Source organism: Pantoea ananatis PA13 (genome assembly GCF_000233595.1).
GTDB classification, from domain to species: domain Bacteria; phylum Pseudomonadota; class Gammaproteobacteria; order Enterobacterales; family Enterobacteriaceae; genus Pantoea; species Pantoea ananatis.
In genome coordinates, this window is record NC_017554.1 from 712,010 (window position 1) to 724,386 (window position 12,377).

11 protein-coding genes and 1 tRNA gene are annotated in these 12,377 nt (G+C 56.1%); 7 read left to right on the forward strand and 5 right to left on the reverse strand.

Annotated elements, in window-relative coordinates; genetic code table 11:
- Positions 1–12 precede the first annotated feature (12 nt).
- The 5 genes from PAGR_RS03515 to PAGR_RS22925 are packed head-to-tail and all read left to right on the forward strand — an operon-like array spanning position 13 to position 4,898.
- Positions 13–135 (forward strand): GpE family phage tail protein, encoded by a 123-nt coding sequence (locus PAGR_RS03515; protein ID WP_013027006.1) that lies wholly within the window; start codon positions 13–15, stop codon positions 133–135.
- Positions 128–3,040 (forward strand): phage tail tape measure protein, encoded by a 2,913-nt coding sequence (locus PAGR_RS03520; protein ID WP_014605017.1) that lies wholly within the window; start codon positions 128–130, stop codon positions 3,038–3,040. The genes PAGR_RS03515 and PAGR_RS03520 overlap by 8 nt, the downstream gene beginning before the upstream one ends.
- Positions 3,037–3,519 carry a phage tail protein gene (locus PAGR_RS03525; protein ID WP_014605018.1) on the forward strand — a complete coding sequence of 161 codons (483 nt, stop codon included), beginning with the start codon at positions 3,037–3,039 and terminating at the stop codon, positions 3,517–3,519. The genes PAGR_RS03520 and PAGR_RS03525 overlap by 4 nt, the downstream gene beginning before the upstream one ends.
- Positions 3,519–4,619: a phage late control D family protein gene (locus PAGR_RS03530; protein ID WP_014605019.1), complete on the forward strand. Its 1,101-nt coding sequence runs from the start codon at positions 3,519–3,521 to the stop codon at positions 4,617–4,619. Before PAGR_RS03525 ends, PAGR_RS03530 begins: the two co-directional genes overlap by 1 nt.
- Positions 4,620–4,679: 60 nt before the next feature.
- Positions 4,680–4,898, forward strand: coding sequence for an ogr/Delta-like zinc finger family protein (locus tag PAGR_RS22925; protein ID WP_014605020.1), 219 nt, complete (start codon positions 4,680–4,682; stop codon positions 4,896–4,898).
- Positions 4,899–5,065: 167 nt separating this feature from the next.
- Here the strand turns inward: PAGR_RS22925 and PAGR_RS03535 are convergent.
- Positions 5,066–5,141, reverse strand: a tRNA-Ile gene (locus tag PAGR_RS03535).
- 299 nt (positions 5,142–5,440) lie between these two features.
- Between PAGR_RS03535 and mug the strand changes: the two genes are divergently transcribed.
- Entirely contained in the window at positions 5,441–5,956 is a 516-nt protein-coding gene (mug, locus tag PAGR_RS03540) for a G/U mismatch-specific DNA glycosylase (RefSeq protein ID WP_014605021.1), read from the forward strand.
- A 70-nt stretch (positions 5,957–6,026) separates the two neighbouring features.
- On the opposite strand, the gene rpoD is transcribed toward mug, so the two are convergent.
- The 3 genes from rpoD to rpsU all read right to left on the reverse strand — a co-directional run bounded on the left by rpoD (position 6,027) and on the right by rpsU (position 10,387).
- Complete coding sequence (gene rpoD / locus PAGR_RS03545; RefSeq protein ID WP_013027259.1) at positions 6,027–7,871, reverse strand: RNA polymerase sigma factor RpoD; 1,845 nt, start codon at positions 7,869–7,871, stop codon at positions 6,027–6,029.
- A gap of 438 nt (positions 7,872–8,309) precedes the next feature.
- Entirely contained in the window at positions 8,310–10,055 is a 1,746-nt protein-coding gene (gene dnaG, locus PAGR_RS03550; protein WP_014605022.1) for a DNA primase, read from the reverse strand.
- A gap of 116 nt (positions 10,056–10,171) precedes the next feature.
- The gene (rpsU, locus tag PAGR_RS03555; RefSeq protein WP_001144069.1) at positions 10,172–10,387 is read right to left on the reverse strand and encodes a 30S ribosomal protein S21; all 216 of its coding nucleotides are present in this window, start codon (positions 10,385–10,387) and stop codon (positions 10,172–10,174) included.
- Between the two features lie 278 nt (positions 10,388–10,665).
- On the opposite strand from rpsU, the gene tsaD reads away from it, so the two are divergent.
- On the forward strand, positions 10,666–11,679 hold the full coding sequence (gene tsaD, locus PAGR_RS03560; protein WP_014605023.1) for a tRNA (adenosine(37)-N6)-threonylcarbamoyltransferase complex transferase subunit TsaD: 1,014 nt from the start codon (positions 10,666–10,668) through the stop codon (positions 11,677–11,679).
- A 35-nt stretch (positions 11,680–11,714) separates the two neighbouring features.
- Here the strand turns inward: tsaD and plsY are convergent, their stop codons facing one another.
- Positions 11,715–12,314, reverse strand: a complete 600-nt coding sequence (gene plsY, locus PAGR_RS03565; RefSeq protein WP_013027256.1) for a glycerol-3-phosphate 1-O-acyltransferase PlsY — start codon at positions 12,312–12,314, stop codon at positions 11,715–11,717.
- Between the last annotated feature and the right edge of the window lie 63 nt (positions 12,315–12,377).

The following is a 12,377-nucleotide window of genomic DNA, read 5'->3' on the forward strand; positions in this document are numbered from 1 at the left end:
GTAGACGATCTGGTGGCAGACATCGCCACCGTGTTTCACTGGCCGCCGCCGGTCATGTTCGCGGAATCGCTGGCGGACGTGCTGATGTGGCGGCACAAAGCGATCCTGCGTAACGGAGCCGGTGACGATGAGTGACAGAGACCTGCGCCTGCAGGTGGTATTAAGCGCGGTGGATAAAATCACCCGCCCTTTCCGTAACGCGCGCGACGGCTCTAAGGAGCTGTCCGCCGCCCTCAAAGCCAGCAAAGACAGCTTGAAAAGCCTGAACGATCAGGCCGGGCGCATTGACGGCTTTCGCAAAACGCGCCAGCAGCTTGCCATCACGGAGCGCAATCTTGCCTCCGCCAGGCAGGAGGCCGCCGCGCTGGCGACGCAGTTTGCCGCCACCAACCGCCCCACGGCGCAGCAGTCGCGCTTACTTGAGCAGGCAAAAAACCGCGTTAATGACCTGCAGCAGAGCTACAACGGCCTGCTGCGCTCGGTACAGCAGCAGCGCGGCGCGCTGACCGCCGCCGGTATTGATACAAAGCAGCTGAGCGCGGCACAGCGCCGCCTGAAAACCGACGCCAGCGCCGCAACGGAGGCGATTGAGCAGCAGCAGCGTGAGCTGAAAAAGCTTGGAGAGCGCCAGGCTAAATTGCGCGCCGTGCGTGAGCGCTACGGCAAAACGCTGGAGGCCCGCGATAAGGTGGCCGGGGCAGGGGCGACAGCCACGGCGGCGGGCATGGCAATGGGCGTGCCGTTTGCGGCAGCAATTAAAGCCTCGGCGGATATGGAAGATGCCATGAAGGGCGTGGCTAAGCAGGTCAACGGCCTGCGCGATGACAAGGGCAACCGCACCGCGCAGTTTTACGACATGCAGGCCGCCATCAAGGCCGCCAGTGAGCAACTGCCGATGGAGCACGGCGCGGTTGACTATGCCGCGCTGGTTGAGGGCGGCGCGCGCATGGGTGTGACGAACCAGAATGATTCTTATGCCGACCAGAAGCGCGATTTACTGGCCTTTGCCACCACGGCGGCCAAGGCATCCACGGCGTTTGAGCTGCCCGCCGACCAGCTGGCCGAGGGGCTGGGTAAAATCAGCCAGCTGTACAAGATACCGACCCGCAACATTGAGCAGCTGGGCGATGCGCTCAACTATTTAGACGATAACGCGATGTCGAAAGGCGCAGACATTATCGACGTGCTGCAGCGCATGGGCGGCAACGCCGACCGGCTGGACTTTCGCAAGGCGGCGGCGCTGGGTTCAACGTTCCTTTCACTCGGTGCCACCTCTGAGATTGCGGCGAGTTCGGCCAACGCCATGGTGCGCGAGCTGTCGATTGCCACCATGCAGGGCAAGCGCTTTCAGGAAGGGATGACGCTGCTTAAGCTTGACCCGAAAAAGATTGAAAAGCAGATGACCACGGACGCGATGGGAACCATCATCAGCGTGCTGGAGAAGGTCAAAAAACTGCCTGAAAACAGACGCCTGTCTGCCCTGACGATGATATTCGGCAAGGAGTTCGGCAAGGATGCGGCGAAACTCGCCAACAACCTGCCGGAACTGCGCCGACAGCTGGCCCTGACGCAGGGCGATGCCGCCAAAGGCTCGATGCAGAAAGAGTCTGACATCAACAAAGATTCCCTTTCCGCACAGTGGATGCTGACCAGAACCGGCGTAGCCAACACCATGAGCGGCCTGGGCGACACGCTGCGCCAGCCGCTGATGGACATCATGAGCGCGATTAAAAAAGTCACCGGCATGGCGGCGCAGTGGATAGAGAAAAACAAGGCTCTGGCTGGCGCACTGGTGAAAGTCGGCGCAGCGGTGTCTGCCATCGTTATCGGGCTGGGAACGTTAGCCATCGGCTTTGCGGCCATTGTCGGGCCGATGGCGGTCATCAGGCTGAGCATGGCAACGCTGGGCTTTAAGGGCGCGGGCGCATTCGGAATGATAGGTAAGGCGTTGCGTGTCGTCGGCAGCGGTGTCATCTGGCTGGGCCGCCTGATGTTTGCCAACCCTATTCTGGCCGTATTGGGCTTTATCGCAATGGCAGCAATTTATATCTGGCGCAACTGGGACACCCTCGGGCCGAAGTTTGCGGCATTGTGGCAGCAGGTGACAGATAACACGTCGGCAGCATGGGAGGCTATCAGAGGCAAAATAGCCGGTGCGTTGACGTGGGTTAAATCCCTGTTCGCGGATGGCGCGCTGCAGGGAGTCATCAGCAGAGGCTGGGATGCGATACGTGACGGCATCGCCGGGGCATGGCAAAGCATCAAGGTAGCCGTGTCGCAAAAGTGGGATGAACTGGTTAACTCGGCCAGCACACTGCCGGAGCGGTTCAAAGAAGCGGGCAGCAACATGATCAGCGCCATGCTCGACGGCATCACGGCCAAATGGGAGGCGCTTAAGGCCAGACTGTCATCCATGACAGACCTGCTGCCGGACTTCCTGAAACCGTCCGGCGACAAGCCTGCGGCGCCTGCCGCGACCAGTGGCGGTAAAAATCCCGACGGCCCGGCGGTCCCGCCGCGTCCGTCACGGGTTTACAGCCTTCTGCCTGATTTCATGAGGCCAGACGCCGGAGCGTCAGACCGGCCCGCTGCTGTCGCCGGGAGTGCCAAAACGGCGACTGTTTTTGCCGGGCTGTTTGATAACGGCGGCTATATTCCTGCTGGTCAGTATGGCATCGCGGGCGAGAACGGGCCGGAGCTGGTCAACGGCCCGGCGCGCATTACCAGCCGCCACCGTACTGCCGCACTGGCCGCCTCGGCGGCGCTGGCGATGGGTATGGCCGCTGCACCTGCCGCTGCGCGCCCGCTTCATCCCATGAGCCTGCCCGCTGGCAGCTATGTGCAGGAAAAGGTCACAAAGCAAAGCGCCATAACTGCCGCGCCTGTCACCATTCACGCGCCCATTACCATTCATCAGCAGCCGGGACAGAGCGCGCAGGACGTGGTGGCAGAGGTGATGCGGCAGCTGGATGCAAGAGAGCGCTGGGCGAAAGCCCGCGCGCGGAGTTCTTACCTTGATCAGGGGGGATTAGACGAATGATGATGACGCTGGGGCTGTTCGTTTTCATGCTGGAAACGGTGCCTTATCAGGAGCTGCAACTGCAGCGCAGCTGGCGGTTTCCGTCCAACAGCCGCGTGGGCTTTCGCCCGTCGCTGCAGTTTGCCGGGCCGGACACCGACACGCTGACGCTTTCCGGCGTGCTGCTGCCGGAGCTGACCGGCGGCAGATTATCGCTGTATGCGCTGGAGCAAATCGCGGAGCTGGGGCGCGCGTGGCCGCTCATTGAGGGCAGCGGCACCATTTACGGCATGTTCGTGATTGAGAGCCTGGGCCAGACAAAGGCCGAGTTTTTCAGTAACGGCGCGTGCAGGCGGATTGAGTTCACACTCACACTTAAGCGCGCCGATGAATCGCTGGGCGAGATGTTCGGCAGCCTGAGCGGCCAGCTTGACGCCATGAAAAGCGCGGCGGCAGGCGTGGCTGGCAAAGTCACTGCAGTAGCGGGAGGGCTTTTCTGATGATGCAGGCAGAAAGCTGGGTAAAAGGGGCGGCCAGCGCCCCGGCGTTTCGGCTGACGATGGCTGGCGAGGACGTCACGCAGACCATACAAAAGCGGCTCATCAGCCTGACGGTGACCGATAACCGGGGCTTTGAGGCCGACCAGCTTGATATTGAGCTGGACGACGCGGACGGCCTGCTGCAGCTGCCGCGCCGGGGCGTTGTTTTAAAGCTGGCGCTGGGCTGGGAGGGTGAACCGCTTATCGTCAAGGGCAGTTACACGGTTGATGAGATTGAGCACAGCGGCACGCCCGACAGGCTGACGCTTCGCGCCCGCAGCGCCGACTTTCGTCAGACCCTGAACACCAGACGCGAAAAATCGTGGCACAAAACCACGGCAGGCGAAATTGCGAAAGCCATTGCGGAAAGGCACAAGCTGGATTTAGCGCTGGGCGCAGACGTTGAGAAAATGGCAATCGACCACATCGACCAGACCAACGAATCCGACGCCAGTTTTCTGATGCGCGTGGCCCGCCAGTGCGGTGCGCTGGCCTGCGTCAAGGACGGCAAGCTACTGTTTATCCGGCAGGGGCAGGGCAAAAACGCCAGCGGCAAGGCGCTGCCGGTCATCACCATTCAGCGCCGTGACGGCGACAGTCATCGTTTTACCCTGGCTGACCGCGACGCCTATACCGGCGTGATTGCCAGCTGGCTGCACACGCGTGAGCCAGCGAAAAAGCCGGAAACAAAGGTAAAGCGGCGCCGCAAAACCACGGCGAAGAAAAAAGAGCCGGAAGCGAAACAGGGTGATTATCTCGTCGGCACCGATGAAAACGTACTGGTTTTAAGCCGCACCTATGCCAACCGTTCGAACGCAGAGCGGGCAGCAAAAATGCAGTGGGAAAGGCTGCAGCGCGGCGTTGCGACCTTCTCGATCCAGCTGGCGCGCGGGCGCGCAGAGCTTTACACCGAAATGCCGGTAAAGGTGACGGGGTTTAAAAAGCAGATTGATGACGGCGAATGGATCATTACCACGCTGACGCACAGCCTGAGCGCCGACAGCGGCTACACGACCAGCATAGAGCTGGAAGTGAAAATTGATTCATTGCAAATGGAATGAGATGTATCTCAAAACAAATGTTTGTGTATAATTAATTAAAAATGCGATGGGGCTTAAGCGATGATGAATTGTCCTATGTGTGGTAATGCCGCACACACGAGAAGTAGCTTTCAGGTATCTAAGAATACTAAAGAGCGTTATAACCAGTGCCAGAACATTAACTGCAGTTGTACCTTTAAATCACATGAAACTGTGACTGACATAATCATGACACCAGGAAAAGTGGCTAGCGTCCCGCCCCACCCTGATCGAGGTTCTCAGCAAGTCTTATGGATGTAAAAAATGCCCGCTTAGCGGGTTTTTTTTTGCCCCTCGCAAGAGAAAAGTTGATGGACATTGAAATATGCAAAAAAAGTCTGCTGCCATTTTGCTGCCATCGAGACTACAGCCTACAAAAAAGCCACCCTTGATAGGTGGCTTAACTGCATGATTTTCATGACTAAATCTGGTGGCCCCTGCTGGGTTTGAACCAGCGACCAAGCGATTATGAGTCGCCTGCTCTAACCACTGAGCTAAGGGGCCAATGGAGCGGGGATTATAAAGTATCTGTCCGGGGCAATCCAGCGTTGTTCGGCTGGTTGCTGAAATAAGCAGCAATGTTTTACTTGCTGATAACTATGATAAAACAGACGAAAATCTCTGGCTGATGGGCGGCGGTGCAACTGACGCTGTTATCCTTAAATGTCTTTCCCCGCTTAACAATAAAAAAAGCCCACTCAGGCCAGGACGTTAACCGACAAATGCGCTTTAATCAGTGGCAAGATTATGACGAATAAGGATGCGTGAGCGGCTGTAAGGCGCAGCGCAAAGCCAGGAGCCCCATGAGCGAACACAACATCACCGATATCATCGCACCGGACCTGAACGTGCTGTTTTGCGGCATCAATCCCGGTCAGTCGACGGCGCACACCGGCTATCACTTTGCGCATCCGGGTAACCGCTTCTGGAAGGTGATTTATCTGGCAGGGTTTACCGAGCAGCAGCTGAAGCCGGAAGAGGAGCAGCGCTTACTGGAGACCGGATGCGGTATCACGATGCTGGTCGAGCGTCCGACCATTCAGGCGAATGAACTGGGTGGTGATGAGCTTCGCGATGGCGGTCAGCGGCTGATGGATAAGGTGATACGTTATCAACCTGCTGCGCTGGCTATCCTGGGTAAGGATGCCTTTAAACGCGCGTTTCGGCAGAGCAAGGTGGAGTGGGGCGAGCAGCCGATTTACATGGGGAAAACCCAGGTCTGGGTGCTGCCGAATCCCAGCGGACTGAATCGGGCATCACTGGAAGAGATGGTGGCGATGTATCGTCAGATGTACGATGCGCTACAGGCACAAGGTTAAAGGTCAGGCGTGAAAAGTGGGGCAGGGCGGCAGATATAAAAAACCCCGGCGAACCGGGGTTTTAACTGACTTAGTCGTCGAGGAAGCTACGCAGCACTTCCGAGCGGCTCGGATGGCGCAGTTTACGTAGGGCTTTCGCTTCAATCTGACGGATACGCTCACGAGTAACGTCAAACTGTTTGCCTACTTCTTCTAACGTGTGGTCGGTGTTCATATCGATGCCGAAACGCATGCGCAGCACTTTGGCTTCACGGGCGGTCAGGCCAGCCAGCACGTCATGGGTGGCAGAACGCAGGCTCTCAGAGGTGGCAGAGTCCAGCGGCAGCTCCAGCGTGGTGTCTTCGATAAAATCACCCAGATGTGAATCTTCATCATCACCAATCGGCGTCTCCATAGAGATAGGCTCTTTGGCAATCTTCAGCACCTTGCGGATCTTATCTTCAGGCATCAACATGCGCTCAGCCAGTTCTTCTGGCGTCGGCTCGCGTCCCATCTCCTGCAGCATCTGGCGCGAGATACGGTTGAGTTTGTTGATCGTCTCAATCATATGCACCGGAATACGGATGGTACGCGCCTGGTCAGCGATAGAACGGGTAATCGCCTGACGAATCCACCATGTGGCATAAGTTGAGAACTTATAGCCGCGACGGTATTCGAACTTATCAACCGCTTTCATCAGACCGATGTTACCTTCCTGAATCAGATCCAGGAACTGCAGACCACGGTTGGTGTATTTCTTCGCGATGGAAATGACCAGACGCAGGTTAGCTTCAACCATCTCTTTCTTCGCGCGGCGGGCTTTCGCTTCACCGATCGACATACGACGGTTGATGTCTTTCACCTGCTCGATGGTCAGGCCGGTTTCTTCTTCAATCTGGGCCAGTTTCTGCAGAGAACGCATCACGTCATCCTGCACGTCCAGCAGTTTTTCAGACCACGGCTTGTTCATGGCCAGTGCGGCTTTGAACCAGCTCTCGTTAGTCTCGTTACCGGTGAACAGCGTAATGAAGTTTTTCTTCGGCATTTTGCACACTTCAATACACAGCTTCATGATCAAACGTTCCTGAGTACGGACACGCTCCATCATTTCACGCATGTTGTTCACGAGGTAGTCGAACTGCTTCGGTACCAGGCGGAACTGCTTAAAGACGTCAGACAGGTTCTGGATCTCGGCAACCGAGGCAGCATGGCTGCGACCTTTGCTTTTGATCACGTCACGCGTGGTTTCGTACTGCGTGCGCAGGTCAGAGAACTTCTCGCGCGCCAGTTCTGGATCGATAGAGTTATCGTCGTCAGAGCTGTCGTCATCGCTCTCTTCGTCGTCATCTTCGTCGTCGTTACGATCGGCTTCAGACAGCTCAGAACCCACGTGAGTGGCGGTCGGTGCCAGGTCTTCTTCAGCGTTAGGATCAACAAAGCCAGTGATTAAATCTGACAGGCGCGACTCGCCTGCTTCAACGCGATCGTACTGATCCAGCAGGTAGGTAATGGCTTCCGGGTATTCAGCAACGGAACACTGAACCTGGTTAATACCGTCTTCGATACGCTTCGCGATGTCGATTTCGCCTTCGCGGGTCAGCAGTTCAACGGTACCCATTTCACGCATGTACATGCGAACCGGGTCAGTGGTGCGGCCAATTTCAGATTCAACGCTGGATAATACCTGAGCGGCAGCTTCCGCGGCATCTTCGTCAGTATCGGAGCTGTTTTCATTCAGCATCAGATCGTCGGCGTCCGGGGCTTCTTCAACCACCTGGATGCCCATGTCGTTAATCATCTGGATGATGTCTTCGATCTGATCGGAGTCGACGATATCTTCCGGCAGATGGTCATTGACCTCAGCATAGGTCAGATAGCCTTGCTCCTTACCACGGGTGACAAGAAGCTTGAGCTGTGACTGCGGGTTTTGCTCCATAAGACGGTATCCACACTTCTGTTAATTAGATTGGTGTTGGTCGGCAGCGTGCCAACAATAACAGTGAAGGCATTTATTCTCGCCGCTGCCTTCGTCGCGGCCTGGGCTTTGCCCATCAGTAATCGGCACTTAAGCCGCAAATTTTATGTCGGGCCTGGCTTACTCGCCATTTTTGCCGCTGCTAAGTGCTCGTCATCCTCACGTACATCAGTACGCTCCGGTGACTGCGCGCTTTCAGCGACAAAACTTGCTTCGACGCCGACGGCCCGAAAGCGGAAGCTGGCTTACTCGCCATTTTTGCCGCTGCCAAGTGCTCGTCATCCTCACGTACATCAGTACGCGCCGGTGACTGCGCGCCAACAGAAACAAAACGTGCTTCGCCCCTCAATTTTTCAGCATGCCGCTTCGCTTAGGGAAAGCCGCAGGCCGGATAATGCGTTACTTTTTCGCGAAGGCCTGGCTCAGCGCCCAAAGCTCGCGTCGCTCGTCGGTACTGAGCCCGTGCGTACGTTCACGCGCAATCAGGAACTCCAGTCGCTCTTCCAACGCCGAGTCATAAACGCTGGCAAGGGAGTCCTGAAATACCTCCTCGCTTTCCTCATCCACTATCATGTGGTTCCAGACGGCCAGTGTTTCAAGCGTCTGGCTAAAATTTGTTCCGCGATATAACTCTAGTAGCTGACCGGTGGTCAATCCAGGATTCTCATTACAGCGCGTCACTAATTCAATAAATAACGGTAAACCGGCAATTTTCGACTCGGCAAGCCCGTCCAGTGACGGCACCAGGGTTGCCAGCTGCGGATTCTGAATCAGCAGCGCCACTAAAACGCGCATCGTGGTGCGTTTAAGCGGTGGGGCGACCGGTGCGCTTCCGCCCGGGGCCTGCTTTGGCATCAGCTTTTCAAGCTGAGAGTCATCCAGAATACCTAACTTGTTACCCAGCGCCTGGCGCATATAGATACGCAGTGTTTCACCGGGAATCTGTGTGATCAGCGGCAACGCCAACGTACTTAAACGTGCTTTACCGTCGCGAGAGCTCAAATCTACCTGAGGTAGCAGGCTGTCGAACAGAAACGAAGAGAGCGGCATCGCCTGCTCCATCCTCGCCTCAAATGCGGCTTTACCCTCCTGGCGAACCAGCGTATCCGGGTCTTCGCCGTCGGGTAGAAACATAAAGCGTAGTTGACGACCGTCATTCATGTAAGGCAATGCGGTTTCCAGTGCACGCCATGCTGCCTCACGCCCGGCCCGATCGCCGTCATAACAGCAGATCACGTTGTCCGTGCTGCGAAACAGCAGCTGAATATGTTCAGCCGTGGTTGATGTCCCCAGTGACGCAACCGCGTAATCCACGCCGAATTGCGCCAGGGCAACCACATCCATATAGCCTTCTACTACTAACAGGCGCTTAGGTTCAGGATGATTTTTTAACGCTTCATACAGGCCATAGAGCTGACGGCCTTTATGAAAAACCGGCGTTTCCGGTGAGTTCAAATACTTAGGCGTATCATTACCCAGAACGCGGCCACCAAAACCGATGACGCGGCCTCGCTTATCGCGAATCGGGAACATCACGCGCTCGCGAAAGCGGTCATAAACCCGGCCTTTGTCGTTACTGACCAGCATCCCCGCTTCCATCAACGATTCACGATCTTCAGGCTGCTTGCCGAAGCGTTTCAGGACGTTGTCCCAACCGGCGGGCGCATAGCCAATCGAAAAATGGTTGATGATGTCGGCGCTCAGACCACGATGTTCAAGATAATCGCGTGCTGACTGGGCGCTGGACTGCTGCAAACTCTGCTGATAAAAACCGTTCAGGTTCTCCATCAGCTGGTACAGGCTCTGGCGCTGATGGCGTTCCATCTGGCTTGGCCCATTGCCCGCTTCGTAAGGTACGTCTAAACCATGGGAAGTGGCTAACTCTTCAATACTTTCAACAAACTCAAGACGATCATAGTTCATCAGAAAGTCGATTGCGTTACCGTGAGCGCCGCAACCAAAGCAGTGATAAAACTGCTTTTCGCCATTTACGGTAAAAGAGGGCGTTTTCTCATTATGGAAAGGACAACACGCATGATAATTTTTTCCCTGCTTTTTCAGCTTAACGCGGGCATCGATTAACTCCACGATGTCCGTGCGGGCAAGTAAGTCATTGATAAATACGCGTGGAATACGTCCTGCCATAAGCCCCGTTTTTTCAGCTCATAAACGACAACAAGCCGCGCTTCCTTTCGGAAAGCACGGCCTTTTACTTGACTCGGTCTGCGTTTATCACGCTGTGGAGGCGAACCTCCGGGAAATTAGTACAGACGAGTGCGGCGTGCGTTTTCGCGAGCCAGTTTTTTGGCATGACGCTTAACTGCAGATGCTTTAGCGCGCTTACGTTCGGTCGTTGGTTTTTCATAGAACTCACGACGACGAACTTCAGCCAGAACGCCTGCTTTCTCGCAGGAACGCTTAAAGCGACGCAGTGCTACGTCGAACGGCTCGTTTTCACGTACTTTAATTACCGGCATGTAACTCTCACCTCAATAAAATTCGGTTTTGCTGCTGACTGCGGCGCCAGCACATTTCAAAATGGTGCAGCATTTTACTCCAACTCGCGTCGGCTTGTAAAGCACCATGGATAATTTAGAACCAACAGGAGCGTTTGCCTGTGCGGCTGCCGGTTTTTTCCAGGGGCGGGAGTATAGCGCACTCTTTAGGCAGCAGAAAATGACTTTTTGCGTGGATTGCATCCTCTTTTCGTGCAAGGGCTATGCTAAACTGCGCGCCGCAAGAATGAGGTGAAGCAATGCGAATTCTGGGTATTGAAACATCGTGCGATGAAACCGGCATCGCAATCTATGATGACGAGGCTGGCCTGGTGGCTAACCAACTGTACAGCCAGGTAAAACTGCATGCCGATTACGGCGGCGTGGTGCCGGAACTGGCATCACGCGATCACGTGCGCAAAACGGTGCCGCTGATCCAGGCGGCCCTGAAGCAGGCCAACCTGGCGCCGCAGCAAATTGATGCGGTCGCCTATACCGCCGGACCGGGCCTGGTGGGCGCGTTGCTGGTGGGCGCAACGGTTGGACGCGCGCTGGCCTTTGCGTGGAAGGTACCTGCGGTGCCGGTGCACCATATGGAAGGTCATCTGCTGGCACCGATGCTGGAAGAGAATCCGCCCGCGTTCCCGTTTGTCGCATTGCTGGTTTCAGGCGGTCATACGCAGTTAATCAGCGTCACCGGTATTGGCGAATACACACTGCTGGGCGAGTCGATTGACGATGCCGCAGGTGAAGCCTTCGATAAAACCGCCAAACTGCTGGGGCTGGATTATCCTGGCGGCCCGATGCTGTCGAAAATGGCGCAGCAGGGCACCGCCGGGCGGTTCACCTTCCCGCGCCCGATGACGGATCGTCCGGGGCTGGATTTTAGTTTCTCAGGCTTGAAAACCTTTGCCGCGAATACCATTCGTGGCAATGAAGATGACGCGCAAACCCGCGCCGATATCGCCCGGGCGTTTGAAGATGCGGTTGTCGATACGCTGGCGATTAAATGCAAACGCGCGCTGGATCATACGGGTTTTAAACGTCTGGTCATTGCGGGCGGCGTCAGTGCTAACCGCACCCTGCGTGAACAGATGGCCGTGATGATGCAAAAGCGGGGCGGTGAGGTGTTCTATGCCCGTCCTGAATTTTGTACCGATAACGGGGCCATGATTGCCTACGCGGGCATGGTGCGCCTTAAAGGCGGCACGCGGGGAGAACTGGGCGTGAGCGTCAGGCCGCGCTGGCCCTTGTCGGAACTGCCCGCCATCTGAGATCAAAAAAGCCGGTTAACCGGCTTTTTTTACGCTTACTTTTTCTTTTTTCGCTTCCAGATTTTGCTTTCCTGGCCGCGCCACAGGCGCTGAATGTTGTCATGATGACGCAGTAAAATCAGGCAGGAGAGCATGGAAACCGGAAACGTAAACTGTGGCTTAAACCACCAGACATAAAACGGCGCGATAAGCGCACTGACAATCGCGCCAAGCGATGAGTAGCCGCTCAGCAGCACGGTCAGCAGCCACGTTCCCGTCATGAGTCCGGTCAGATCCCAGCCAATGGGGGCGATTGCACCAAACGCCGTCGCCACGCCTTTCCCGCCACGAAAGCGAAAAAACACCGGATAAATATGGCCCAGACAGGCAGCAATGGCGGTTAAGCCCAGATAAAGTGGGGGCACATGAAACAGATAGGCCAGCCACACGGGCAGCATACCTTTCACAATATCGAACACCAGCACAGACGCAGCCGCCAGTTTGCCGCCGATACGCAGTACGTTGGTTGCGCCCGGGTTGCCTGAACCGTGGGTGCGGGGATCGGGTAAACCGGCGAGTTTGCAAACCAGAATCGCACTGGAAATTGAACCGCACAGATACGCGAAAATAATCATACCAAGCGCGAAAGCACTCATAACACCGTCCCGTTTCCTTTGGGGTCGTTTTGATCACGTCTACCATGGATAATACGCACAATC

Excerpts from the sequence above, each read along its gene's own strand:
- PAGR_RS03520 (WP_014605017.1), top strand. The coding sequence starts at position 128 with ATGAGTGACAGAGACCTGCGCCTGCAGGTGGTATTAAGCGCGGTGGAT.
- PAGR_RS03525 (WP_014605018.1), top strand. The coding sequence starts at position 3,037 with ATGATGATGACGCTGGGGCTGTTCGTTTTCATGCTGGAAACGGTGCCT.
- PAGR_RS03530 (WP_014605019.1), top strand. The coding sequence starts at position 3,519 with ATGATGCAGGCAGAAAGCTGGGTAAAAGGGGCGGCCAGCGCCCCGGCG.
- PAGR_RS22925 (WP_014605020.1), top strand. The coding sequence starts at position 4,680 with ATGATGAATTGTCCTATGTGTGGTAATGCCGCACACACGAGAAGTAGC.
- mug (WP_014605021.1), top strand. The coding sequence starts at position 5,441 with ATGAGCGAACACAACATCACCGATATCATCGCACCGGACCTGAACGTG.
- rpoD (WP_013027259.1), bottom strand. The coding sequence starts at position 7,871 with ATGGAGCAAAACCCGCAGTCACAGCTCAAGCTTCTTGTCACCCGTGGT.
- dnaG (WP_014605022.1), bottom strand. The coding sequence starts at position 10,055 with ATGGCAGGACGTATTCCACGCGTATTTATCAATGACTTACTTGCCCGC.
- rpsU (WP_001144069.1), bottom strand. The coding sequence starts at position 10,387 with ATGCCGGTAATTAAAGTACGTGAAAACGAGCCGTTCGACGTAGCACTG.
- tsaD (WP_014605023.1), top strand. The coding sequence starts at position 10,666 with ATGCGAATTCTGGGTATTGAAACATCGTGCGATGAAACCGGCATCGCA.
- plsY (WP_013027256.1), bottom strand. The coding sequence starts at position 12,314 with ATGAGTGCTTTCGCGCTTGGTATGATTATTTTCGCGTATCTGTGCGGT.